The 22689-nt window shown below is 65.0% G+C and carries 25 protein-coding genes and 1 tRNA gene; 8 read left to right on the top strand and 18 right to left on the bottom strand.

The annotated features are described in order from the left end of the window. Positions 1 to 15 precede the first annotated feature (15 nt). From I603_RS09370 to sucC, 5 genes are all read right to left on the bottom strand, one after another. Positions 16 to 849, bottom strand: a complete 834-nt coding sequence (locus I603_RS09370) for an energy transducer TonB (protein ID WP_158093640.1) — start codon at positions 847 to 849, stop codon at positions 16 to 18. A gap of 115 nt (positions 850 to 964) precedes the next feature. Further along, the gene (locus tag I603_RS09365) at positions 965 to 1894 is read right to left on the bottom strand and encodes an electron transfer flavoprotein subunit alpha/FixB family protein (RefSeq protein ID WP_068864401.1); all 930 of its coding nucleotides are present in this window, start codon (positions 1892 to 1894) and stop codon (positions 965 to 967) included. Between the two features lie 33 nt (positions 1895 to 1927). Continuing rightward, entirely contained in the window at positions 1928 to 2674 is a 747-nt protein-coding gene (locus I603_RS09360; RefSeq protein ID WP_068864399.1) for an electron transfer flavoprotein subunit beta/FixA family protein, read from the bottom strand. A gap of 167 nt (positions 2675 to 2841) precedes the next feature. Continuing rightward, positions 2842 to 3627, bottom strand: coding sequence for a hypothetical protein (locus tag I603_RS09355; RefSeq protein WP_143736694.1), 786 nt, complete (start codon positions 3625 to 3627; stop codon positions 2842 to 2844). 87 nt (positions 3628 to 3714) lie between these two features. Next, entirely contained in the window at positions 3715 to 4914 is a 1200-nt protein-coding gene (gene sucC, locus I603_RS09350; RefSeq protein WP_068864395.1) for an ADP-forming succinate--CoA ligase subunit beta, read from the bottom strand. 112 nt (positions 4915 to 5026) lie between these two features. Here sucC and I603_RS09345 point away from each other — a divergent pair, with 112 nt between their 5' ends. Continuing rightward, entirely contained in the window at positions 5027 to 5803 is a 777-nt protein-coding gene (locus I603_RS09345) for a 3'(2'),5'-bisphosphate nucleotidase CysQ (protein ID WP_068864393.1), read from the top strand. 57 nt (positions 5804 to 5860) lie between these two features. On the opposite strand, the gene I603_RS09340 is transcribed toward I603_RS09345, so the two are convergent. Beyond that, positions 5861 to 6556: an OmpA family protein gene (locus I603_RS09340; RefSeq protein WP_068864773.1), complete on the bottom strand. Its 696-nt coding sequence runs from the start codon at positions 6554 to 6556 to the stop codon at positions 5861 to 5863. A gap of 124 nt (positions 6557 to 6680) precedes the next feature. Between I603_RS09340 and I603_RS09335 the strand changes: the two genes are divergently transcribed. Further along, complete coding sequence (locus tag I603_RS09335; protein ID WP_068864392.1) at positions 6681 to 7985, top strand: hemolysin family protein; 1305 nt, start codon at positions 6681 to 6683, stop codon at positions 7983 to 7985. A gap of 129 nt (positions 7986 to 8114) precedes the next feature. Here the strand turns inward: I603_RS09335 and I603_RS09330 are convergent, their stop codons facing one another. The 9 genes from I603_RS09330 to I603_RS14710 are packed head-to-tail and all read right to left on the bottom strand — an operon-like array spanning position 8115 to position 15875. Then, positions 8115 to 8531: a DUF3035 domain-containing protein gene (locus I603_RS09330; protein ID WP_068864390.1), complete on the bottom strand. Its 417-nt coding sequence runs from the start codon at positions 8529 to 8531 to the stop codon at positions 8115 to 8117. Continuing rightward, positions 8524 to 9060, bottom strand: coding sequence for a signal peptidase II (gene lspA, locus I603_RS09325; protein ID WP_068864388.1), 537 nt, complete (start codon positions 9058 to 9060; stop codon positions 8524 to 8526). Before lspA ends, I603_RS09330 begins: the two co-directional genes overlap by 8 nt. Further along, positions 9057 to 12005: an isoleucine--tRNA ligase gene (gene ileS / locus I603_RS09320; RefSeq protein ID WP_068864386.1), complete on the bottom strand. Its 2949-nt coding sequence runs from the start codon at positions 12003 to 12005 to the stop codon at positions 9057 to 9059. The genes lspA and ileS overlap by 4 nt, the downstream gene beginning before the upstream one ends. Next, on the bottom strand, positions 12002 to 12940 hold the full coding sequence (locus I603_RS09315; protein ID WP_068864384.1) for a bifunctional riboflavin kinase/FAD synthetase: 939 nt from the start codon (positions 12938 to 12940) through the stop codon (positions 12002 to 12004). Before I603_RS09315 ends, ileS begins: the two co-directional genes overlap by 4 nt. Beyond that, positions 12940 to 13440, bottom strand: a complete 501-nt coding sequence (locus I603_RS09310) for a dihydrofolate reductase (RefSeq protein WP_068864382.1) — start codon at positions 13438 to 13440, stop codon at positions 12940 to 12942. The genes I603_RS09315 and I603_RS09310 overlap by 1 nt, the downstream gene beginning before the upstream one ends. Next, positions 13437 to 14504 carry a 5-(carboxyamino)imidazole ribonucleotide synthase gene (locus tag I603_RS09305; RefSeq protein WP_068864380.1) on the bottom strand — a complete coding sequence of 356 codons (1068 nt, stop codon included), beginning with the start codon at positions 14502 to 14504 and terminating at the stop codon, positions 13437 to 13439. Before I603_RS09305 ends, I603_RS09310 begins: the two co-directional genes overlap by 4 nt. Then, entirely contained in the window at positions 14504 to 14995 is a 492-nt protein-coding gene (purE, locus tag I603_RS09300) for a 5-(carboxyamino)imidazole ribonucleotide mutase (RefSeq protein WP_086621928.1), read from the bottom strand. Before purE ends, I603_RS09305 begins: the two co-directional genes overlap by 1 nt. Then, positions 14995 to 15681 (bottom strand): 2,3-diphosphoglycerate-dependent phosphoglycerate mutase, encoded by a 687-nt coding sequence (gene gpmA, locus I603_RS09295; protein ID WP_068864377.1) that lies wholly within the window; start codon positions 15679 to 15681, stop codon positions 14995 to 14997. Before gpmA ends, purE begins: the two co-directional genes overlap by 1 nt. A 35-nt stretch (positions 15682 to 15716) precedes the next feature. Next, positions 15717 to 15875 carry a hypothetical protein gene (locus I603_RS14710; RefSeq protein WP_169711369.1) on the bottom strand — a complete coding sequence of 53 codons (159 nt, stop codon included), beginning with the start codon at positions 15873 to 15875 and terminating at the stop codon, positions 15717 to 15719. Positions 15876 to 15964: 89 nt separating this feature from the next. On the opposite strand from I603_RS14710, the gene I603_RS09290 reads away from it, so the two are divergent. The 6 genes from I603_RS09290 (at position 15965) to I603_RS09265 (ending at position 19688) form a co-directional block, all read left to right on the top strand. Next, positions 15965 to 16039 (top strand) — tRNA-Thr (locus I603_RS09290). Between the two features lie 277 nt (positions 16040 to 16316). Beyond that, positions 16317 to 17081, top strand: coding sequence for an SDR family NAD(P)-dependent oxidoreductase (locus I603_RS09285; RefSeq protein ID WP_068864375.1), 765 nt, complete (start codon positions 16317 to 16319; stop codon positions 17079 to 17081). Positions 17082 to 17104: 23 nt separating this feature from the next. Beyond that, positions 17105 to 18073 carry a thiamine pyrophosphate-dependent dehydrogenase E1 component subunit alpha gene (locus I603_RS09280; RefSeq protein WP_068864373.1) on the top strand — a complete coding sequence of 323 codons (969 nt, stop codon included), beginning with the start codon at positions 17105 to 17107 and terminating at the stop codon, positions 18071 to 18073. Continuing rightward, positions 18073 to 19059 carry an alpha-ketoacid dehydrogenase subunit beta gene (locus I603_RS09275; RefSeq protein WP_068864371.1) on the top strand — a complete coding sequence of 329 codons (987 nt, stop codon included), beginning with the start codon at positions 18073 to 18075 and terminating at the stop codon, positions 19057 to 19059. Before I603_RS09280 ends, I603_RS09275 begins: the two co-directional genes overlap by 1 nt. Next, entirely contained in the window at positions 19060 to 19296 is a 237-nt protein-coding gene (locus tag I603_RS09270) for a biotin/lipoyl-containing protein (RefSeq protein WP_068864369.1), read from the top strand. It begins immediately after the preceding gene. A 2-nt stretch (positions 19297 to 19298) separates the two neighbouring features. Beyond that, on the top strand, positions 19299 to 19688 hold the full coding sequence (locus tag I603_RS09265) for a nuclear transport factor 2 family protein (protein WP_143736695.1): 390 nt from the start codon (positions 19299 to 19301) through the stop codon (positions 19686 to 19688). Between the two features lie 3 nt (positions 19689 to 19691). On the opposite strand, the gene I603_RS09260 is transcribed toward I603_RS09265, so the two are convergent. Genes I603_RS09260 through I603_RS09250 form a run of 3 tightly spaced genes read right to left on the bottom strand, consistent with a single transcriptional unit; the run spans position 19692 to position 22672 of the window. Beyond that, entirely contained in the window at positions 19692 to 20489 is a 798-nt protein-coding gene (locus tag I603_RS09260) for a sugar phosphate isomerase/epimerase family protein (protein ID WP_068864366.1), read from the bottom strand. Beyond that, on the bottom strand, positions 20486 to 21238 hold the full coding sequence (locus I603_RS09255; protein ID WP_068864364.1) for an SDR family NAD(P)-dependent oxidoreductase: 753 nt from the start codon (positions 21236 to 21238) through the stop codon (positions 20486 to 20488). The genes I603_RS09260 and I603_RS09255 overlap by 4 nt, the downstream gene beginning before the upstream one ends. 6 nt (positions 21239 to 21244) lie before the next feature. Then, positions 21245 to 22672, bottom strand: a complete 1428-nt coding sequence (locus tag I603_RS09250) for an aromatic ring-hydroxylating oxygenase subunit alpha (protein WP_068864362.1) — start codon at positions 22670 to 22672, stop codon at positions 21245 to 21247. Between the last annotated feature and the right edge of the window lie 17 nt (positions 22673 to 22689).

The raw sequence follows: 22689 nt of genomic DNA, 5'->3' as shown, positions 1-22689 counted from the left end.
GCTTGCGCCTGCCGGTCAGTTTCCGATCTGGTAGGCGATTGATGTGCTCATGAACGACCGCATCGGTTGGCCCGATGCGTCAAGCGCCGGTTCGAAGCGAGCCTCGCGCATTGACTCGCAGGCGGGCGATTGCAGCTTGTCGGCCTCGGTCACGTTGAGCAACGTGCATCGCTCCACCGCGCCTGCCTCGTCGATGATCACACGCATCCGCACAATTCCCTGCTGTCCGGCACCCAGGGCTGAGCGGGGATAGTTCGCCTGGATGCGGCGCACGACCGCGTCCTGGTTGGTCCAGCGGGCCGCGCGGGTCGCCGTGAGGTGCGCCGCGGCATCGACGCCCCAGGAATCGACGAGACCCTGCGTGCATTTGTTGAGTTCGGCAAAGGCCTTGCCAAGCGGCCCGGTCATCAGCCGGACTTCACTGGCACGCTGGAGCAGGCCGATGAAGCGGGTCTGGTCGGCGAGACCGGTGTCGAGTGGCGGCAGGCTGGCGGGCGCCTCCTCGTCCTCCTTATCCTCCGTTCCGTGCTCGAGGCTGACATTGGAGTAGATAACACCGGTTCCGAACCCTTCGACCTCGCCGGTATAGGGTGCGGTCCGAAAAGGGCGCTGGCCTTCGTAGAACCGAAGCGCGGTGCGCTGGCGATGGCCGAAGCGGTCATAGGCGGGGCCGGCAACGGTAAGGCCGAAGGTTTTGCCGGGACCATATTGATCGATGAAAAGAAGATGGCGGTTCTCGCCTTCACCAAAAATGCGGGCGAGGCGACAGCGCCCCTCGCCATAATCCGCATTCCACGGCGTGCTCGGCGCAATCTCGACGGGCTTTGCGAATGCCGGGGAGAGGGGCATGGCCGCAAACGGGACAAGCGAAAGGCAAAGCAGCGCGCGCATAATAAAAAACCTCCGGCAGGTGGACAACCTGCCGGAGGTTTGCTTCGAAATAAAGTCTTTCGCGATGAAGCGCTTACAGCGCCCCGGTGAGCTCCGGAACCGCCGCGTAAAGATCCGCCACCAGCCCGATATCCGCGACCTGGAAGATCGGCGCGTCCTCGTCCTTGTTGATGGCGATGATGACCTTGGAGTCCTTCATCCCGGCAAGGTGCTGGATCGCGCCCGAGATACCGATGGCAAAGTAGACTTCCGGAGCGACGATCTTGCCGGTCTGGCCGACCTGGTAATCGTTGGGGACATAGCCCGCATCGACCGCCGCGCGGCTCGCGCCGATCGCCGCGCCGAGCTTGTCGGCGAGCGGGGTGATGACGCTTTCGAAGGTCTCGGAGTCCTTCAGCGCGCGGCCGCCCGACACGATCACCTTGGCGCTGGTCAGTTCCGGACGCTCGCTCTTGGCGATTTCCGAGCTGACGAAGGTCGAAATCCCTGCGTCACCGGGGCCGGCGACAGCTTCGATTGCCGCCGAACCGCCTTCGGTCGCGGCCTTTTCGAAGGCGGTCCCGCGCACGGTGATGACCAGCTTGGCATCGGTCGATTCGACGGTGGCGATGGCGTTGCCGGCATAGATCGGGCGGGTGAAGGTCTTGGGGCCTTCGACCGACAGGATTTCGCTCACCTGCATCACGTCGAGATGCGCGGCGACGCGCGGGGCGACGTTCTTGCCCTGCGTGGTGGCAGCGGCGAGAAACGCATCATGGTGGCCCATCAGGTCGGCCGCGAGCGGCGCGACATTTTCCGCAAGACCGTTGGCATAGGCCGCATCGTCCGCGACGTGGACCTTGGAAACGCCCGCGATCTTGGCAGCCGCTTCGGCAACCGAACCGCAATTGAGGCCGGCGACCAGCAGGTGCACTTCGCCGAGCTTGCCGGCAGCGGTGACCACCGCGAGCGTCGCGTCGTTCACCTTGGTGTTGTCATGTTCGACGAGAACCAGAGTCTTCATCTCGATGTATCCTTGTTCTGAGGGCTGGCACGCTTACGCGATGCCGAGCGCCTTGACCTTCTCGACCAGCGCGGCGACGTCGGCGACCTTTTCGCCCGCCTGACGCACCGGCGGCTCGGCGACCTTGAGGGTCTTGAGGCGCGGGGTCAGATCGACGCCGTAATCACCGGCGGTCTTGGTCGCGAGCGGCTTTTGCTTCGCCTTCATGATGTTCGGCAGCGAGGCATAGCGCGGCTCGTTCAGACGCAGGTCGGTGGTGACGATGGCGGGGAGCGCGAGCTTCACGGTCTGAAGGCCGCCATCGACTTCGCGCTTCACGGTCACGCTGTCGCCATCGACTTCGACGGTGTTGGCGAACGTGCCTTGCGGACGGCCCATCAGCGCGGCGAGCATCTGCCCGGTCTGGTTCGAATCGTCCGAGATCGACTGCTTGCCGAGGATGACGAGGCCCGGCTGTTCTTCATCCGCGATGGCCTTGAGGATCTTGGCAACCGCCAGCGGCTCAACCTCTTCCTCGGTCTCGACGAGGATCGCGCGGTCGGCACCCATGGCGAGCGCGGTGCGCAGGGTTTCCTGCGCCTTGGCCGGGCCGATGCTCACGGCGACGATCTCGGTCGCCGCGCCCTTTTCCTTGAGGCGGATGGCTTCCTCGACCGCGATCTCGTCGAACGGGTTCATGCTCATCTTGACGTTGGCAAGGTCAACGCCCGTGCCGTCGGCCTTGACCCGCGGCTTGACGTTGTAATCGATCACCCGCTTGACGGGGACGAGGATCTTCATGGCTTGTCCTTCCTCTCAAAGAATCACGCGAGGCCTTCCGGCCCCTTGGCCGCCCGCCTAGCTTGCGTTTACGTAAACGTCAAGCGAGGCAGGGTGGCAATCAGCAAGTGACGGGGCGCACATCCGCACCCGCCCGGAATCAGTTACGCGTCGAAGGCCGGAGCGGATCATGACGCCGTGGGTGCCCCTGTTGCGGCGCATTGATCGATCAACCCTGCGCCGAAGTTTTCCTTCCGCAGAGCTTCAGGATCGTCCGATCCCAGCGCAACATCGGGAGCAACGAGTTCCAGCAGGCTTCCCGTGTCGGTCGGAGAAACCTTGACCGCGTAATACTCGCGCCGGATTTTGCCCAAGTTGTCGAACCTGGTGATGAAATAGGCGTAAAATGCGCCCCTGTGGTCAGCTTCGAAGGTTGTCGAAATCCGCGCGCCGCCAAGATCTTCGTCGCGCACCGTGAGGCAATCGACTACCTGCGAAACAGGCTTTGGCGACGGCGCACTGAACTTGACGTCGTCACTCGCCCTGACCCAGGCAAGCGGAAGGGGCATTCCGGCGGGGAAAGCCTCGCCAAGTGCCACACCGCAGCGCCCATGGAACGAGGCCACATCGTTCTCGAATCGATCTGTCTCCGGATTGAGACGATAGAACCGGTTATCGATATCGACGCGGGTCCAGCCAGACGCAGACGAAAAGGTGACCTCCTCCTCGTAGGTGTACCCCGAGTCGGTCTTGCCCTTCCATGTCAGTTTCTCGATCGAGACATTGCCCTTTTTGGAGAGCTTTGACTTGAACTTCGGCGCGGGCTTCGATCTGCCGCGTTCCGCTGCCTCGATCTCGTTCACGACACATTCACGGACCACCGACACATCGGCCGGCACGCTGAATTCGAAGTGCGGCGTGAACTGCCGGAATTTGTCGAGCGGCCCGCGCTCCTTGCCAATCGGCTCGGCCATGAGGCTGGCAGGGTTTGCCAGAGCCAGCATCGCACAGCCGAGCCAGATTGTCCGCATCATCAGCTTTCCCAAAAAGCGCCTGACGGATCAGGCGGCCTTCTTCACTTCCGCGACGATCTTCTGCGCCGCATCGCCGAGGTTGTCGGCACTGACGATGGCGAGGCCCGAGTTGTCGAGGATCGCCTTGCCTTCGGCCACGTTCGTGCCTTCCAGACGCACGACCAGCGGCACCTGCAGGTTCACGTCCTTGGCCGCCTGCACGATGCCGTTGGCGATCACGTCGCACTTCATGATCCCGCCGAAGATGTTGACGAGGATGCCCTCGACCGCCGGGTCCTTGAGGATGATCTTGAAGGCCGCGGTGACCTTCTCGGTGGTGGCACCGCCGCCCACGTCGAGGAAGTTCGCCGGGAAAGCGCCGTTCAGCTTGATGATGTCCATCGTCGCCATCGCGAGGCCTGCGCCGTTCACCATGCAGCCGATGTTCCCGTCGAGCTTGATGTAGGCGAGGTCATATTCCGAGGCTTCGACTTCCGCCGGGTCTTCCTCGGTCTCGTCGCGCAGGGCTTCGATATCGGGGTGGCGGTAGAGCGCGTTGCCGTCAAAGCTCATCTTGGCGTCGAGCACCAACAGCTTGCCGTCTTCGCTTTCGACCAGCGGGTTGATCTCCAGCATCTCGCAATCGGTGGCGAGGAAGGCGTCGTAGAGCTGCTTGGCGAGCTTTTGCGCCTGCTTGTTGAGATCGCCCTTGAGCTTGAGCGCGAAGGCTACCGCGCGGCCGTGGTGCGGCTGGAAGCCCTGCGCGGGATCGACGCTGAAGGTGGTGATCAGTTCGGGCGTGTCATGCGCCACGGTCTCGATATCCATCCCGCCTTCGGTCGAGACGACAAAGGCCACGCGGCCCGTTGCCCGGTCGACCAGCAGCGAGAGGTAGTATTCCTTGGCGATGTCGACGCCGTCGGTGATGTAGAGGCGGTTCACCTGCTTGCCCGCATCCCCCGTCTGGATGGTGACCAGCGTGTTGCCGAGCATTTCCTCGGCATGGGCGCGCACTTCATCAAGGCTCTTGGCGAGGCGCACGCCGCCCTTGGCATCCGGCCCAAGCTCCTTGAACTTGCCCTTGCCGCGTCCCCCTGCGTGGATCTGCGCCTTCACGACATAGAGCGGCCCGGGCAGCTTCTTCGCGGCTTCGACCGCTTCCTCGACGCTCAGCGCGGCATGGCCGGCGGGCACCGCGATCCCGTGCTTCGCGAGCAGTTCCTTGGCCTGGTATTCGTGAACATTCATTGCGTATCGATCCCTTCAATGCATTCCTGGGGAGAGGTTCGTCCGCGCGGGGCCTAAGCACGGATCGACCCTCTTGAAAAGTGCTCTGTGCAGGGCCAACAGCGCTACTCGCATGATTGACAGGTCGCGCCTTGAAGAGATTGTCCGCGAGGCGGGCCGCATCGCCCTTTCGCGCTGGCCGGGGGCGGGCCATGCGCTGACCAGCTGGGACAAAAGCCCGAACAATCCGGTGAGCGAGGCCGATATCGAGGTCGACCGGTTCCTCAAGCGCGAACTGCATCACCTGCTGCCCGCCGCCGCGTGGCTTTCCGAAGAGACCGCCGATGACAAGATCCGGACCGGCAGCGGCCTGATCTGGCTGGTTGACCCGATCGACGGCACTCGCGATTTCGTGCGCGGGCGGGATGGTTGGGCGGTGTCGGTCGCGCTGGTGAGTGGCGGCAAGCCGCTGATCGGGATGCTCGCGGCGCCTGCGAGAGCTGAGGAATGGGTGGCTGTCGCGGGACAGGGGGCAACGCTCAACGGACGCAGGCTCAGGGCCAGTACCCGCGCGGAGTTTGCCGGCGCGCGGGTTCCGGTGCACAGCTTGCCCAGGGAGGATGCGGATCTTGTCGCGGTCGAGCAGCCCAATTCGATTGCATTGAGGATCGCGATGGTCGCCGATGACCGTGCCGATCTGGTGGCGACCCTGCGCTGGGGTTATGAATGGGATATCGCCGCGGCGACCCTCATCGCGCGCGAGGCGGGGGCCGATGTGACCGACGCCTTCGGTCGGCCGCTGGCCTATAACAAGCATGACCCGCGCGACTTCGGCGTGCTGGTTTGTTCGCCCGCGATCCATGCCGCAGCGGTGGAGCGCCTCGCCGAACGCGCGAAGGCGCTGCGCTGAAAGCGAAAACGGGCCGCCCTGCGGGGCAGCCCGTTCATCTGGTCCCGGACCGGAAAATCAGTTCCCGCGCGCGGCGTTCACATCTTCCTGGCTGATCGGGATGATCTTGATTTCCACGCGCCGGTTCATCGGCTCGTTCACCCCGTCGGCAGTCTTGACCCTGAGATAGTCATACTGCTCGCCGAAGCCCTGCGTCGCGATGCGCGAGCGTGCTACACCGCGCGCCGCGAGGTAATCCGCGACCACCTGCGCGCGCTGTTCCGACAGGCGCTGGTTGGTGGCGGGCGAGCCGGTGGTGTCGGTGAATCCGTAGACGTCGATCAGGCTGTTGGGATAGGTAATCAGGCTTTCCGCGACATTGTTGAGCGTGTCGTAGAAGCCCGGGTTGATCTGCGCCGAACCGGTCGCGAAGGTCACCCCGTCGGGCAGGCGCACGAGGATCGCGTCCTGATCGCCCACTTCCTCGACTTCGACGCCGGTGCCTTCGGTCTGTTCGCGAAGGGTGCGGATCTGGTCGTCATATTGCTTGCCCAGAATGGCGCCAGCCGAGCCGCCGATACCCGCACCGATAATGCGTCCGGCGTCGCCGCCGATCGCACCGCCGAGCAGATAGCCGAGCGTGCCGCCGAGGCCGGTCCCGATCGCTGTGCGCGAAACCTTGCGCTCGCCGGTGTTGGGGTCGGTGACGCAGGCACTGGTGCCGAGCAGCGCCAGCGCGGCGGTGCCCGAAAGCAGGATACGCGAAAAAGTCATGATGCTTACCTCCCTCTTCTCCGGACCGAACAATGCCACGCCAACCAACTTGCGACAAGGAATTCCGCTGCCGTCCCAATTCCGGCGGCTGGCATCGCGGGGCTTTTGTGCTAGCGCAGGCACCGTGACACCTTTTCCCTGGACCGACCTTGCGATCATCGTCGCGCTGATCGTGCTCAACGGTGTGTTCGCCATGTCCGAACTCGCCATCGTCTCGGCCAAGACCAGCGCGCTTGAGGCGCGGGCCGAGGCGGGTTCCGTCGGCGCGCGCACCGCCATCCGCCTTGCAGCCGATCCGGGCAAGTTCCTCTCCACCGTGCAGATCGGGATTACCCTGATCGGGATCGTCGCCGGGGCCTATTCGGGGGCTTCGCTAGGCGGGCCTGTCGGGGAACGGCTCGCAGCGCTCGGCCTGCCGCCGCGCTATGCCGACGAGACCGGCTTCGCGCTGGTGATCGCGCTGACCACCTATCTCAGCCTGATCGTCGGCGAACTGGTGCCCAAGCAACTGGCCTTGCGTGCGGCGGTGCCCGTGTCGCTGGTGATGGCGCGACCGATGGCATTTGTCGCGCGCGCGGCGGCCCCGCTTGTATGGCTGCTCGACAAGAGCTCGGCGGGCGTGATCGCGCTGTTCGGCCTGCGCGAGCGGGGCGAGGCCTCGGTCACTGCCGAGGAATTGCAGATGATCTTTGCCGAGGCGACCCGTTCGGGCGTGATCGAGGCCGACCAGCGCCAGATCCTGACCGGCGTGGTCCGCCTTGCAGAACGCCCGGTGCGCGAAATGATGACCCCGCGCACCGAGGTCGACTGGATCGAGGCCGACGCCGACCTTGCCGAAATCCGCGAGACGATCGAGGAAAGCCCCCACTCGTTGATGCCGGTCGCCGAAGGCTCGCCCGACACCATTCTCGGCGTGGTGAAGGTGCGCGAGGTGCTGGCCGCCATGGTGGCGGGCGAGCCGGTGTCGATCCGCGGGATGATGAAGCGGGTCGAGGTGGTGCCTGACCAGCTCGATGCGATGGACGCCTTGCGGGTACTGCAATCATCCGAAGTGGCGATGGCGCTGGTCCATGACGAATACGGGCATTTCGAAGGCATCGTCACCCCGGTCGACCTGCTGACCGCGATCGTCGGCACCTTTGCGAGCGATCAGGACGAAGGCGACCTGCCGCAGGTGGTCGAGCGCGAGGACGGCACGTTGCTGGTCGCCGGCTCGCTCTCCGCCGATGCGCTGGCCGATCGGCTGGGGCTCGATTACGGCGAGAACCGGGAGTTCGGCACGGCAGCAGGCTATGCCCTGTCGGTGCTCAAGAAGCTGCCTGTCGAGGGTGAGCATTTCCACGACCAGGGCTGGCGCTTCGAGGTGATCGACATGGACGGCCGCCGGATCGACAAGCTGCTGGTCACGCCCGTGACCAGCGAAGATTGACTGTTTTCCGCATCGCCGCCGCGATCCGAAATCCTCAGGCCTCCAGCGCTGCGGGCCGGCGGCCGCCGTTGCTCTCGCAGCGCGACTAATTGCAGCGACGCACTGCCGTGATTGACTAGCCTGCTTTTATCAGGCGCTCGGGATTACTGTCGAGGCCGACTGCCCGTCGCCTTCCGGAGCGGCGATGATGTCGCGGGTGACGCGGCCCTTGGCTACGGTATTGGTGCCGGTGTCGCCCGCGGTGCTGCGGATCGACGGGTCGGCGCTGCCCGCACGGTCGATCAGGCTGGTCTCGATCCTGCTGCGCGGCGCAGGGCCGCCAAACAGGGCTTCCAGAGCCTGCTCGGCCGCGGTGCCTTCGGTCGGGCGCGGGGCGCCGGGGGCGGGCGGGGTCAGGGTGAAATCGGGTGGCACGACCAGCGGCGCCTGGCGCTGCACCGCGAATTCGTCAGGCCGGTCGCGGTTGAAAATGCCGCCGCCAGCGCCGCAAGCCGCCAGCATCGCCGTGCTTCCTGCCAGCATGATAACGGGTGCAAGTTTACGCATCTGAAGTCTCTCCACGGGATGCATCCCCGGTTTCGGTTTCTCCCTTGTCGCGCACGAACAGGCTGCGGGCAAGGATAATGACGACACCGATGGTAATGGCGGCATCGGCGATGTTGAAGATCAGGAACGGGCGGAAGTCGCCGATGTGGAAATCGGCATAGTCGATGACATAGCCCAGATCATAGCGATCGCGGATATTGCCGAGCGCCCCGCCGAGGATCAGCGCGAGGCCGAAAATGTCGCCGAGCAGCTTTTCTCGCATCATCCACACCAGCACCACCAGCGCGATTGCCGCGGTCATCGCCACCAGCAGCCACCGGGTTTCCATGTCGGTGGCCTGTAGCATGCCCAGCGAGATGCCGCGGTTTTCGGTATAGGTGAGGTCGAAGAAGGGCAGCAGGTCGATATGCAGCACGCGCCGCAGGTCGAGCGGACCGATGACGTAGAACTTCACCGCCTGGTCGACCAGCGCGATGAACGCCGCGAGCGCGAGGCCGATCAGCCGGTTGCGGGTGACAGGTGCGCTCATGCCGCGCCTGCATCCATGGCGCCCACCACCTCATCGCAGCGCCCGCACAGCGCGCCTTCTTCCGCCACGTCGGGCAGATGGCGCCAGCAGCGCGAGCACTTGCGGTGGGCGGTCTTGGTCACGATCACAGCCTCGCCCTGCCCGCGCGTCACTGTCGCGGTGATGAACAATTCGGCGAGGCTCTCGTCGCTGACGCCTTCGGGCACGGCGGCGGCTGGGACGGTGACCTCTGCTTCAAGGCTCGAACGGATGGTCTTGTCGCGCCGCAGCGGTTCGATCGCCTCGTTGACCTGATCGCGCAGCGCCCTCAGCGCGTCCCACTTGGCGGCATCGGCACGCACGCCCGGCACGCTCGGCCATTCGAGCAGGTGCACAGAACCGCGCTGGCCCGCGTCATCCTCCTCGCCATCCTCGGGATAGCGGGAGAGCCACACTTCCTCCGCCGTGAACACCAGCACCGGCGCGGCGTAGCGCACCAGCGCGTGGAACAGCAGGTCGAGCACGGTGCGATAGGCGTTGCGCGTCACGCTGTCCGGCCCGTCGCAGTAGAGCGAGTCCTTGCGAATATCGAAGAAGAAGGCCGACAGGTCCTCGTTGCAGAAATCCACCAGCAGCCGGGTGTAGAGGTTGAAGTCGTATTCCTCCGCCGCCTTGCGCAGCTTGCCGTCGAGTTCGCTGAGCAGCGCGAGGATATAGACCTCCAGCTCGGGCAATTCGCCCGCATCGCTCATGTCGCCCACGAAGCTGTCGAGCGCGCCGAGCAGGTAGCGGAAGGTGTTGCGCAGCTTGCGATACTGATCGCCGACGCCCTTGAGGATCTCGTCGCCGATGCGGTGATCCTCGGTGAAATCGACCGAAAGCGCCCACAGCCGGATGATGTCCGCGCCGTAGGTCTCCATCACCTTCAAGGGATCGACCGTGTTGCCGAGGCTCTTCGACATCTTCTTGCCCTTGGCGTCCATGGTGAAGCCGTGGGTCAGCACCTGATCATAGGGCGCGCGGCCCCGCGTGGCGCTGGATTGCAGCAGCGAGGACTGGAACCAGCCGCGATGCTGGTCGCTACCTTCAAGGTAGAGATTGGCGGGCCATGTGAGGTCGGGCCAGCGCCCGCTTTCGAGCACGAAGGCGTGGGTGCAGCCCGAATCGAACCACACGTCGAGAATGTCGGTGACCATCTCGAAATCGTCTGGGTTGTAATCGGGGCCGAGGAATTCGGCCTTGCGCGCTTCGTCCCACGCATCGACCCCGTCCTGCATGACGGCGGCGATGATGCGGTGGTTCACTTCCGGATCTTGCAGATAGGTGCCGTCGGGCCGCACGAACAGCGTGATCGGCACGCCCCATGCGCGCTGGCGGGAGAGCACCCAGTCGGGCCGCCCTTCGACCATCGCGCCGATGCGGTTGCGGCCCTTTTCGGGGATGAACTCGACGCGCGCGATTTCCTCCATCGCCCGTTCGCGCAGGGTCGGGGAGGCGCACAGGGTTTCCTCGGAGGGGTCGATCGCCCCGCCTTCGTTCTCCCAGCCCTTTTCCGCGCGGGTCTTGGGCTCGATCCAGTCCATCACCCGGTCCATCGGCACGAACCACTGCGCCGTAGCACGGAAGATCACCTTGGCCTTGGAGCGCCACGAATGCGGGTAGGAGTGCGCGTAATCCGCGCTCGCGGCGAGCAGCGCGCCCGCTTCGGCGAGGTCCGAGCAGATCGGGCCGTCGGGCGCGTTGAACTTGGGGTTGATGACGCTCATGCGGCGCTCATCCGCCGAGCCGAGCCATGGCCAATCGTCGCGGTAGCGCCCGTCGTCCATCACCGCGAAGACGGGGTTGATGCCGTTCGCTTTGCAGAGGTCGAAGTCGTCCTCGCCGTGGTCAGGCGCCATGTGGACGAGGCCGGTGCCGCTGTCGGTGGTGACGAAGTCGCCGGGCAGCAGCGGGCGCGGGGCCGCGTAGAACCCGCCGAGATGGTGCATCGGGTGACGGGCGAGGGTGCCGGCAAGCTGCGAGCCATTGTAAGCCTTGCTCAGGCCATAACGCAGTAGTTCCTCGGCGTCCTCGGGCATACCCGGTTCATCAAGCAACCCAAGGCCCGAACGCTTCAAGAATGCCTCGACGAGTTCGAAAGCGACGAGATACTTCCGACCGTCTGTGGCGTTGATGAGCCAGTAAGCTACCTCCGGCCCATAAGCCAAAGCCTGGTTCACCGGGATCGTCCACGGCGTCGTCGTCCAGATCACCGCGTGAGCGCCGACCAGCTCGGGGATCGGGCTCTCGACGATCTCGAAGGCCACGTCGATCTGGGTCGAGGTGATGTCCTCGTACTCCACCTCCGCCTCGGCCAGCGCGGTCTTTTCGACCGGGGACCACATCACCGGCTTGGCCCCGCGATAGAGGTTGCCGTTCTCGGCGAACTTCATCAGCTCGGCAACGATGGTGGCTTCGGCCTGGAAATCCATGGTGAGGTACGGATTGTCCCAGTCGCCCATGATGCCGAGCCGCTTCAGCTGCTCGCGCTGCACGTTCACCCAATTCTGGGCATAGGCGCGGCATTCGGCGCGGAATTCGCGCGGCGGAACCTCGTCCTTGTTCTTCTTCTCCTTGCGGTATTGCTCCTCGACCTTCCACTCGATGGGCAGGCCGTGGCAGTCCCAACCCGGAACGTAAGGCGCGTCGCGGCCCAGCAGGTTCTGGGTGCGGCAGACCATGTCCTTGAGGATGTGGTTGAGCGCATGGCCGATATGCATGTCGCCATTGGCGTAGGGCGGGCCATCATGGAGGATGAACTTCTTGCGGCCGCGACGGGCCTTGCGCAGTGCATCATAGAGGCCGATCTGCTCCCAGCGCGCGGCAATGCCCGGCTCCTTCTGGGGGAGGCCGGCCTTCATGGGGAAATCGGTCTTCGGCAGGAAGACGGTGTCCCGGTAATCGCGCTGCTTGGAGTCTTCGGTCATAGCGGCTGCGCGCTTAGAAGGCGGCGGGCCTCGGCGCAATCCTTGTCCATCTGTTCGATCAGCGCCTCGAGGCTGTCGAACTTCGCCTCGCCGCGCAGGTAGTGGTGGAAGGCGACTTCGATCTCCTGCCCATACAGGTCACCCGAAAAGTCGAAGAAATAGGGCTCGAGCAGCTCCTTGGGTGGCTCGAACTGCGGGCGGATGCCGATATTGGCTGCGCCATGGAGCAGTTGACCGGTCGCCAGAATCCGGCCCGTCACGGCGTAGATGCCGTACTTGGGACGCAGGTAGTTGTCGATCGCGAGGTTGGCGGTGGGATAGCCGATGGTGCGCCCGCGCTTGTCGCCGTGCTCGACAATGCCCCTGATGGCGAAGTGGCGGGTGAGCAGCCGCGCCGCCAGCTGCGGGTCGCCGTCACGCAGCGCCTGCCGAATGCGGCTGGAGGAGACGATCTCGCCTCCCTCCGCCACCGCTTCGACCACGCGGGATTTCAGGCCCAGTTCCGCGCCCAGGGTGCGCAGCAGCTCGACATTGCCCTTGGCGCCCTTGCCGAAGGTGAAATCACCCCCCGTCACGACCCCGTGCGCGCCGAAGCGGTCGATCAGGATGGTACGGATGAAGTCCTCCGCGCTCGTTCCGGCCAGCTCGGCATCGAAGTGGAACACCAGCATCGCGGTCGCGCCCGCGGCCAGATAGAGTTCCTGTCGCTGTTCGAGCGTCGTCAGACGGAACGGCGGCACGTCGGGGCGGAAGAAGCGCACCGGGTGCGGATCGAAGGTGGCGATGATCGAAGGGCGGCCCTCGGCCTGCGCCCAGCGGATCGCCTCGCCCGCGACCGCCTGATGCCCGCGGTGGAACCCGTCGAAATTGCCGAGCGCGATGACCGCGCCGCGCAGCGCGGCAGGGATCGCATTGCGGTGATCGAGCCAGCGCATCAGCCCTGTCCCCGGCGATAGGTCAGGAACGAGAAGGCGGGGTGCTCGCCCTCAGCCGCATGATCCTCGCGCGCGGTCAGCGCCCAGTCGCGGCCCGGCTCGGCCATGAATGTGTCGCCCGGATAATCGGCGTGGATCTGGGTCAGTTCGATCCGGCGCGCGAGCGGCATGAACACGTCATAGATCGCCGCGCCGCCAATGATGGCGACCTCGTCGCTCTCGTTGCCTTCGGCCGCCAGTGCGAGTGCCTCCTTGACCGAACCGGCCATCTCCGCGCCCTCGGCGGTAAAGCAGTCGCGGCGCGAGAGCACGATGTGGCGGCGCCCGGGCAAGAGGCCGGGCAGGCTCTCGAAGGTCTTGCGGCCCATCACCATCGGCTTGCCAATGGTGAGCGCCTTGAAGCGCCTGAGGTCGGCGGGCAGGCGCCATGGCAGGTCGCCTTCATTCCCGATCGCGCCATTGGCGGCGCGGGCATAGATCAGGACGATTTCGGGATTCACTTGAGCGAATGCCCCACGCGGGTGACATGGCCCATCTTGCGCCCCTCGCGCGCCTCGCGCTTGCCGTAGAGGTGCAGGTGCGGCTCGCCCGCCTCGGCAAGGATAGTGTGCGCTGACAGCGCATCTTCGCCGACGATATTGCGCATGTCGATGCTGGCAAAGCGCGTCGCGGTGCCGCCCAGCGGCAGGCCGCAAATGGCGCGGATGTGGTTTTCGAACTGGCTGGTGGCCGCGCCCTCGATCGTCCAGTGGCCGGAATTGTGCACGCGCGGGGCCATCTCGTTGAACACCGGGCCACCCTTCGTCGCGAAGAATTCGAGCGTCAGCACCCCGACATAGCCCAGTGCCTGCGCGGTCTTGGCGGCGAGTTCGCGCGCCTGAGGCACCTGCGCCTCGATCAGCGCGCCCGCCGGCAGAACCGATTGCGCCAGCATCCCGCCCTCGTGCCGGTTGGCGGTCGAATCCCAGAATCGCACCTCGCCCTCACGGCTGCGCACGAGAATGACCGAGAACTCGGCTTCGAAGGCGACCAGCCCTTCATAGATGCAGGGCTTGCCGGGGAAGCGCACGCCGCTCGCCTCGCGGTCCGAGGCGATGCGCCACTGGCCCTTGCCGTCATAGCCATCGCGGGCGGTTTTCAGGATGCCGGGGGTGCCGACTGCGTTGAGAGCGCGGACGAAGTCCTCGTCGCTCTCGACCCGGGTATAGGGCGCCGAGGTGCCGCCGAGCTGGGCAATAAAGCCCTTTTCGTTCAGACGATCCTGCGCCACTTCGAGCGCGCGGGGCGGGCAAGCGAGCAGGTTGCCGGAGATCGCCGCGACTGCTGAAAGCGGGACGTTCTCGAACTCCCAGGTTACCACGTCGCACTTGGCCGCGAAGGCGGCGAGTGCCACGCGGTCACCCCAGCCCTTTTCGAAGATGTCCGCGCAGGCGTCCGCAGCGACATTGTCGCCCGGCGGGGCGTAGGCGATGCAGCGATAGCCGAGCTGCATCGCGGCCATGGCCATCATCCGGCCGAGCTGGCCGCCGCCGAGAATACCAATGGTGGAGCCGGGCGGCAGCATCAGTCTTCCGGAAACTCGCCGACGGCACCGCTTTTCGCGGCGCGCCAGTCCTGCAGGCGTTCGGACAGCTCCTTGTCGCCCAGCGCAAGGATTGCGGCCGCCATCAGCCCGGCGTTCTTCGCCCCGGCCTCGCCGATTGCCAGCGTGCCGACCGGAATTCCGGCGGGCATCTGCACGATCGAGAGCAGGCTATCCATGCCCGACAGCGCCCTGGACTGCACCGGAACGCCCAGCACCGGCAGGTGTGTCATGCTGGCGATCATGCCCGGCAGATGCGCCGCGCCGCCCGCGCCTGCGATGATGACGTCGAAGCCTTCGCCCTCCGCACCCTTGGCGAAGGCGGTCATGCGATCGGGGGTACGGTGGGCCGAGACGATCCGCGCCTCGTAGGGCACTTCGAGCTCGTCGAGCACCTCGGCAGCGCATTTCATGGTCGGCCAGTCGGACTGGCTGCCCATCACGATCGCGACGCGTCCCCCGGTCACTTCCATCATGCGTCCTTCAGATAGTACCGCTCGCCCGGCACCATAGCATCGTCGAATTCATAGATGATCGGCTGGCCGGTGGGAATCTCGAGGCCCGTAATGTCCTCGTCGGATATGCCCGACAGGTGCTTGACCAGCGCGCGCAGGGAGTTGCCGTGAGCCGAGATGATCACCGTCTCGCCGCTGGCCAGCACCGGCAGGATGGCGCTTTCCCAATAGGGCAGCACGCGCTCAATCGTCAGCTTGAGGCTTTCGGTGTTGGGGATCGGGATCCCCGCATAGCGCGGGTCACTGGCGAGATCATAGGCGCTGCCCGCCTCCAGCGGCGGCGGCGGCACGTCAAAGCTGCGGCGCCAGATATGCACCTGTTCATCGCCGTGCTTCTCGCGGGTTTCCTGCTTGTCGAGACCGGTGAGGCCGCCATAGTGGCGTTCGTTCAGGCGCCAGTCCTTGGTCTCGGGGATCCACAGCCGGCCTGCGGCTTCCAGCGCCAGGTGCAGCGTCTTGATCGCACGGGTCTGGAGCGAGGTGAAGGCTCGCGACGGCAGCACGTCCTTGTCTTTCAGCAGCGCGCCAGCCGCGACGGCTTCGGCTACACCCTGATCGGTGAGATCGACATCCCACCAGCCGGTGAAGCGGTTTTCAAGGTTCCACTGGCTCTGGCCGTGGCGGACGAGGATGAGCTTGGGCATTGCGGCTTTCGTCTTCAGCGTTGGAGCGCGCGGGGTTAGCTTTCGCTGGCCGGATTGGGAAGCGATTCCGTTGCATTTGCCGCATCCGAATCGCTCAAGGCACGAGCTTGCGCCTTCCTGCGGCGCAGATTTTCGCGCAGCTTGGCTGCGAGACGCTCCTCGCGGGAAAGATTCTTGCGGGGCTCTTCACTCATGCGAAACGCCTTGCAGATATGTCGCGCGGTCTCAAGCCTTCGCTTGACAATGCGAGGCGGCGCGACAATAGGGCGCGCCTGTTTCCGGCGCTGCTGTAGCTCAGTGGTAGAGCGCACCCTTGGTAAGGGTGAGGTCGGGAGTTCAATCCTCCCCAGCAGCACCATTTCCGGCTGAAGGCCGGAAATGGAGTCCTTGCGGTTTCGCTCGCACCTCCGTGCGAGCGTCCTCGGTGCCATTCCTCCACTGCGCTACGTTCCGGGCACCTGCGGGCGCGTGTTTTTGTGCACCCTATCGCTCCGCTATTCGAGGGCAGTCGAGCTTGTGGTTGCCTCGCGACCCATGGACTTCAATACTCCCCATCCCAACAAAATTGACGATACGCCCCGCTCCCAGCCTCGGCTATCCCCTCTTCCCACAACCAAAAGCCGGGGAGAGGCGCTATGGATCTGGGACTCAAGGGCAAGAAGGTCATCATGAACGGCGGGGCGCATGGCCTTGGGCTGCAATCCCTGAAGCTGTTTGCCGCCGAAGGCGCTGACGTCGCTTTCTTCTCGCGCAAGGAAGACAAGATCGAGGCCGCGAAGGCCGAAATCGATGCCGCTGGCCCCGGCAAGGTGTTTGCCGAGGTGTTCGACATGGCCTCGGGCACCGAAGCCTATCAGGCGTGGCTCGAAAAGGCCGTCAAGGAACTGGGCGGCTGCGATATCTTCGTCCACACCGCGAGCGCCTCGGGCACCGGCGGGGCGGGGGACTGGCAGGCCTGCCTCGACATGGACCTCAAGGGCGCGGCCTATGCGGTCGAAACGCTCACCCCTTACCTCGAAGCCTCGGGCACCGGCTCGATCGTGATGCTGTCCTCCACCGCCGCGCTCGAAACCTTCATCGCCCCCAACCCCTTCAACGCGATCAAGGCCGCGCTGATCACCTATGCCTCGCAGCTTTCGCAGGCGATGGCCGCCAAGGGTATCCGGGTGAACACGGTCAGCCCCGGCGCGGTCTATTACAAGGGCGGCAACTGGGAAGTGATCGAGGAGCACATGAAGCCGCTGTTCGACGCGACCCTCGCCAAGATGCCAACGGGCCGTTTCGGCGAACCGGTCGAGGTCGCCAAGGCGATCGTCTTCGTGGCGAGCCCGGCGGTGCCCTACATGACCGGCGCGAACATCGTGGTGGACGGCGGCTTCACCCAGCGCGTCCAGTTCTAACCCCCCAAGCAAGGCGATAAACCATGGCGCAGATCGACCGCGACAAGCTGCTCGACATCTACACCCGCACGATGAAGGTGAACCGCACCGACGAGAAGTTCCGCGAGCTGCTGATGGGCGGCAAGGTCGCGGTGATGTATTACTGCGTGCGCGGGCAGGAGCTGGTCTCGGCGGCCGCGATGGCGGCGCTCGAGAAGGACGATTACGTCGTCTGCACCTACCGCGGACAGGGCGAGCAGACCGCCAAGGGCATCCCGATGGAGAAGTGGTGGGGCGAATGCCTCGGCAAGGCGACCGGCACTTGCAAGGGCAAGGGCGGCACCATGCACATCACCGATCCCGAAACCGGCATCATGGTAACGACCGGCGTGGTTGGTTCGGGCTTGCCGATCGCCAACGGGCTTGCCATGGCGAGCCAGAATAACGGCGACGGGCGCGTGACGCTGGTGAGCTTCGGGGACGGCGCGGCCAATATCGGCGGCTTCCACGAAGCAATGAACATGGCCCAGCTCTACAAGCTCCCCGTCGTGTTCCTGTGCCAGAACAACCGCTACGGCGAGCACACGGCCTACGCCGATCACACCGACAGCCCCAACATTGCGTCCCGCGCGGCGGGTTACGGAATGCCGGGCGTGACGGTCGACGGGAACGACGTCAACCAGATCTACCCGGCGGTGAAGGAAGCGGTCGACCGTGCACGGCGCGGTGAAGGCCCGACGCTGGTCGAGGCCATGTGCTACCGCATGATGGGCCACTTCTTCGGCTCGGATTTCAGCTACATGCCGCCCGAACACATCGCGGAAATGAAGGCCGAAGACCCGCTGCCCAAGCTGCGCAAGGTGATGCTGGAGCACCAGTTCACCGAGGAAGAGCTGGACGCCATCGTTGCCGATATCGACGCGCAGATCAACGCGGCGGTCGAACACGCATTGGCCGCGCCGCTGCCGGATACCGACGAAATCTACAAGGACGTGCTGGAGGAGACCGCCTGATGGCCCAGATCACCATGACCCAGGCGCTGAACCTCGCGATCGACGAGGCTATGGCCGAAGATCCGGGTGTGTTCTGCCTCGGCGAGGACGTATCCGCCAAGCAGGGCGGGGGCGTGTTCAAGGTCACCGCCGGCCTCACCGAGAAATACGGCGAACACCGCATCCGCGCGACGCCGATTTCGGAAACGGCGATTATCGGTGCCGCCGTCGGTGCCGCGCTCGCCGGGCAGCGTCCGATTGCCGAAATCATGCTGATGAACTTCGTCGGCGTGTGCATGGACCAGATCGTCAACCACGCGGCCAAGCTGCGCTTCATGTCGGGCGGTCAGACCCCGTGCCCGATCGTGATCCGCACCACCACCGGCGTCGGTGTCGGTTTCGGCGGGCAGCACTCCGACATGCTGGAAGCGTGGTTTGCGCACGTTGCGGGCATCCACGTCGTCACTCCGTCCAACCCGGCGGACGCGCGCGGGCTGATGCGGGCGAGCATCGACGCCAATGATCCGGTGATCTTCATCGAGAACATCCTGTGCTACGGCCTCAAGGCCGAAGACCCCGGCCCGGGCTACCGCGTCCCGCTCGGCAAGGCGGCGATTGCCCGCGAGGGCACGGACATCTCGATCATCACCTATGGCCGCACTGTGCTGGATGCGCTCGATGTGGCGGCAGACCTCGAGAAGGAAGGCATTTCGGTGGAGGTCGTCGACCTGCGCACCATCGCCCCCTATGACGAGGCGACCGTGCTGGCGAGCGTCCGCAAGACCGGCCGCGCGCTGACCTTGCACGAAGCCGTGCGTCCCTTCGGCACCGGCGCGGAGCTTGCCGCGAATATCCAGGAAAAGTGCTGGGACGATCTGAAAGGCCCGGTGCGGCGGATCGGCGGAACTTTCTCTGCCGTGCCCTTCGCCTCGCACCTGGAACAGGCCTGGATCCCGACCAAGCCGCAGATTGTCGAACAGATCAAGGCCTCGATGGGGAAACTCTAAATGGCATCCGAAATCCGTATCCCCAAGCTCGGCATGAGCGCTGTTGAAATGACTCTCGTCGAATGGATGTTCGGCGATGGCGAGCGTGTCGAGAAGGGCGAGATCATCTATACTGTCGAGACCGACAAGAGCACGACCGAGATCGAAGCCCAGGCCAGCGGCATCATTCACCCGACGGGCGAGGAAGGCGCGGTCTACAAGGTCGGCGACCTGATCGGCACGATCGACGAGGGCTGACCTTGGCGGCAACTCCCCGCGAGATGCTGGCAGCCGTCTATGCGGCGGCTGGCGCGCGCGATTGGGACAGGGTGGCAAGCCTGCTGCACCCCGATTTCGTGCTCCACGAGGCCAACAGCCTGCCGTTCGCGGGTGAGTGGCGTGGGCGTGATGCGCTTCAGCGCTGCGCCGCCGCGATGTATGGCACGTGGCAAGAGGCAAAGGTCGATATCCACGACATCACGGGCGGCGACACATGGGCGGTTGTGGTGCTGAGCCTGACCATGCACCCCAAGGATGGCTCGGCCCCCTTCAGGCAGACCGTGTGCGAGGCAGGCAGTTTCGAGGACGGGCTACTGAAAGAGCTTCGTATCCACTACTTCGACGCAGCCCAGGTCGCCGCGCGGGCGTAAGCCTCAGCCGCGTGCGGCGAGCCACGCGCGGCTGGTGCGCGCGACTTCGCGGGCGCGCTGGTTGAGGTCGGGGAAGGCTTCGCGCAGGGCTGCGGAGCGTTCCTCGATGGCCATGGGCAGATGGTGCGGCAGGGCATCGACCATCGCGGCCAGCGCCAGCCCGCCTTGGCCCAGCGGCATCCGGCGGTTGATCGCATCGTCGATGACGGCATCGAAATTCGCAAGGTCTGGCCCTTGGGCGGGAGCGTCGCAGGGCTGGCAATAGGAAAGCCAATCGCGCGGGATTGCCGCCAGATCCTCCGCCGTCGCGCCCGAGCGCGACCAGTGGAGTGTATCGACCAGAAGTGCCTTGGCCTCGCCCTCGACATTCTCAAGGATCGAGCGGGCCATCTGGATGGTCTTCACCTCGGTGAAGATGCCGAATTCGAGATTGACCCTGACGCCGGTGCCTTTGGCGCGGTCGACCATCGCCTGAAACTTGGCGGTGGTGGCGGCCATGTCCGGGTCGCTCGAGACGCAAAGCAGGTTCTTCGCGCGCAGCTCGGCGGCGATTTCGACCAGTTCGGTGAGCCACGGATCGGGGGCGCCCGGCATGATCCACGCCACTTCGCAGTCGAGCAGTTCGACCCCGGCATCTCGGGCCTGTGCGCGCATTGCGCGGGTGGTGGCAGGCGTCCATGTCTCGCGTTCCACCCACATCCCGCCGAAGTCGAAATCGCTGGCCGCCGCCGCTTCGATCAACTGGCGAGGCGTGGCCTCGGGCATGATCCCGGCAGCGAGCGAGATCTGCCTGCAGGTCATAGGGTTTGCCCGTCGTCGAGCACGAAATCCGCCCCGGTGACGAACTCGGCGGCATCGGAACACAGGAACAGGATAATCGCGTCCAGTCCCTCTTCGCCCATAAGGCGGCGCTTGGGGAAGCGCGCGATCTGTTTCTTGCCGGGTTCGGTATCGAACCAAGCATCATTGATCGCGGTGCGGATGTAGCCCGGGGAGACGGTGTTGACGCAGATTCCGGCTCGCGCCCATTCGCGCGCAAGCGTGCGCCCGGCCTGCACCACGCCCGCCTTGGAGGCAGCATAGGCCACGAGGCCCGGGGAAGGCTCGAAGGCGGTGATCGAGGCGATCATCACGATCCGGCCCTTGGTGACCCCATGCGCCATCATCCGCTTGGCCCCCTCGCGCGCGGTCAGGATCGCACCCTTGAGGTTGATCGCGAGGGTCTGCTCGATCTCCTCCTCGGAGATGGTCGTCGCCATGCCCGCGCCGTCGACGCCGGCATTGGCGATCACCGTATCGACCGGGCCGAACGCCGCCTCGGCCGCGTCGAACCCGGCGATGATGTCGGCCTCGCGCGCGACGTCCATCTGCACCGCGGCCGCCCGGGCACCGATGTCGTCAGCGAGCGTTGCGAGCCGGTCGGCCCGGCGCGCTCCAAGGGCGACATTCGCGCCGCTTGCCGCGAGGATGCGCCCGAAGCGGGTGCCGAGGCCTGATGACGCGCCGGTGATGAGCGCGGTGCGCCCGGTGAGATCGAAGGAGAAGCCCATGGCGATCTACTTAGTCGCGGGCAGTTCCCCGTCGATATATTTCTTCAGCGTGGTCTGGAAATGGCGCACGCGGCTGTCCTGATAATGGCCCAGCTCCATCTGGCCGACCTTCATCGTCTTCATGCCTTCCTGAACGTAAGGCAGGTTCGCCATGTCCTGATCGAACACATTGGCAAGCTGCGGCCCCATCTTGTCTGCCGCCCAGGCGAAAGGTTCGTCGTCAGGGATATAGGTCGGCTCCACCGCGCGCGGGCGTTTTTCGCCCTTGGGGGTGGGGAACAGCAGGCGGATTTCCATGATGCACCAATCGGGCGTGTCGCCCGGTAGCCAGCGGTAGACCAGCGTGGGCAGGAAACCGATCCAGGGCGAGAAATTGGGGAAGATGTTGTAGGTGAAGTTGTCGAGGATCTCGGTGTCCGAGGCCTCCGAATAATCGTAACCGTATTGCTCGGCAAAGCCCTTGCGTCCGGCCTCGGCCAGCAGCTTGCGCGCGCCCAGCGGATCATCGGCCTCGTAACCTTCCTCTCCGCCCTCGCTGGCCGAGAAGCGCCGGTTGGTGCGCGCGTCCTGCCCGCCCGAAAATTCGTTCATTTTTTCGAGGACGTAATCCGAATTCTTGCCCTTCACGTGCGGGCTGAGCACGCCGGAAGGCGTGATCGCGCGGTTGAAGTGATCGCCGATCAGATCGTAGCGCGTGTTGGCATCGCCAAGAAAGGCAAGCAGTTGCGGGTGCGTGGTGATGGAGTGCCAGGCCTCCATGAAAGCCTCGGCCGTCGCCTTCCAGTTGGCCGGAATCTTCTTCTGCACCCACATGCCGGTGTAGCGGTTTTCGAAGTCGTAGCGCTCGTAATGCGAGGCTGCCGGGCCCAGCCAGGTCTTGAAATCGGGCAGGTCGTGGTTCTCTGTCAGCATGACGAAGCCCTGCCAAAGCTCGACGCGCGCCTCGGGCAGGCTCATGTCCTTGCCTTCGAGATGCGGGAAGTCCCAGGCGCAGGGGATTTCCTTGAGGCTTCCGTCATTGCGCCATGTGAAACCGTGGAAGGGGCAGCGAAGCTGGATCGAATTGCCGCTTTCGGTGCGCAGTTTGCGGCCGCGGTGGAGACAGGCGTTGTAGAACGCCTTCACGCTGCCGTCCTTCTGGCGGATCAGCAGGAAGCTCTTGCCGGCAATGTCGAACACGACCGTATCGCCGGCGTCGGGCATCTCGTCCTCGCGCGCCGCGAACAGCCAGACATTGGGCCACATTTTCTCGCGCTCGAGACGGGCGAATTCCTCGGAGATATAGGGCGCCACCGACAGCGGTTCGTCGCCCATTTCGATCGTGGTTTCCTCGAACAGGTAATCGGGCGGGCGGCGCGTGTCGCCGTTGAGCATGTCGGTATAGCTGATCCCCGGGCAACGGTCGCCGCGGGCAATGTCCTTGATCTCGTTCATCGGGCTTGTTCCGTCCT

It is taken from the genome of Erythrobacter dokdonensis DSW-74 (assembly GCF_001677335.1).
Lineage (GTDB): Bacteria > Pseudomonadota > Alphaproteobacteria > Sphingomonadales > Sphingomonadaceae > Erythrobacter > Erythrobacter dokdonensis.
Note: the sequence above shows the minus strand (reverse complement) of the source record. Positions and strands in the feature narration are given on the sequence as shown.

Bases quoted from the DNA above. Each gene is read 5' to 3' on its own strand.
- lspA (WP_068864388.1), bottom strand. From the start codon at position 9,060: ATGAGCGCACCTGTCACCCGCAACCGGCTGATCGGCCTCGCGCTCGCG.
- I603_RS09360 (WP_068864399.1), bottom strand. From the start codon at position 2,674: ATGAAGATCCTCGTCCCCGTCAAGCGGGTGATCGATTACAACGTCAAG.
- I603_RS09355 (WP_143736694.1), bottom strand. From the start codon at position 3,627: ATGGCCGAGCCGATTGGCAAGGAGCGCGGGCCGCTCGACAAATTCCGG.
- I603_RS09345 (WP_068864393.1), top strand. From the start codon at position 5,027: ATGATTGACAGGTCGCGCCTTGAAGAGATTGTCCGCGAGGCGGGCCGC.
- I603_RS09280 (WP_068864373.1), top strand. From the start codon at position 17,105: ATGGCGCAGATCGACCGCGACAAGCTGCTCGACATCTACACCCGCACG.
- I603_RS14710 (WP_169711369.1), bottom strand. From the start codon at position 15,875: ATGAGTGAAGAGCCCCGCAAGAATCTTTCCCGCGAGGAGCGTCTCGCA.
- I603_RS09270 (WP_068864369.1), top strand. From the start codon at position 19,060: ATGGCATCCGAAATCCGTATCCCCAAGCTCGGCATGAGCGCTGTTGAA.
- ileS (WP_068864386.1), bottom strand. From the start codon at position 12,005: ATGACCGAAGACTCCAAGCAGCGCGATTACCGGGACACCGTCTTCCTG.
- I603_RS09340 (WP_068864773.1), bottom strand. From the start codon at position 6,556: ATGACTTTTTCGCGTATCCTGCTTTCGGGCACCGCCGCGCTGGCGCTG.
- sucC (WP_068864395.1), bottom strand. From the start codon at position 4,914: ATGAATGTTCACGAATACCAGGCCAAGGAACTGCTCGCGAAGCACGGG.
- I603_RS09255 (WP_068864364.1), bottom strand. From the start codon at position 21,238: ATGGGCTTCTCCTTCGATCTCACCGGGCGCACCGCGCTCATCACCGGC.
- I603_RS09365 (WP_068864401.1), bottom strand. From the start codon at position 1,894: ATGAAGACTCTGGTTCTCGTCGAACATGACAACACCAAGGTGAACGAC.
- I603_RS09260 (WP_068864366.1), bottom strand. From the start codon at position 20,489: ATGACCTGCAGGCAGATCTCGCTCGCTGCCGGGATCATGCCCGAGGCC.
- I603_RS09285 (WP_068864375.1), top strand. From the start codon at position 16,317: ATGGATCTGGGACTCAAGGGCAAGAAGGTCATCATGAACGGCGGGGCG.
- I603_RS09315 (WP_068864384.1), bottom strand. From the start codon at position 12,940: ATGCGCTGGCTCGATCACCGCAATGCGATCCCTGCCGCGCTGCGCGGC.
- I603_RS09305 (WP_068864380.1), bottom strand. From the start codon at position 14,504: ATGCTGCCGCCCGGCTCCACCATTGGTATTCTCGGCGGCGGCCAGCTC.
- I603_RS09330 (WP_068864390.1), bottom strand. From the start codon at position 8,531: ATGCGTAAACTTGCACCCGTTATCATGCTGGCAGGAAGCACGGCGATG.
- I603_RS09370 (WP_158093640.1), bottom strand. From the start codon at position 849: ATGCCCCTCTCCCCGGCATTCGCAAAGCCCGTCGAGATTGCGCCGAGC.
- purE (WP_086621928.1), bottom strand. From the start codon at position 14,995: ATGGAAGTGACCGGGGGACGCGTCGCGATCGTGATGGGCAGCCAGTCC.
- I603_RS09275 (WP_068864371.1), top strand. From the start codon at position 18,073: ATGGCCCAGATCACCATGACCCAGGCGCTGAACCTCGCGATCGACGAG.
- I603_RS09250 (WP_068864362.1), bottom strand. From the start codon at position 22,672: ATGAACGAGATCAAGGACATTGCCCGCGGCGACCGTTGCCCGGGGATC.
- gpmA (WP_068864377.1), bottom strand. From the start codon at position 15,681: ATGCCCAAGCTCATCCTCGTCCGCCACGGCCAGAGCCAGTGGAACCTT.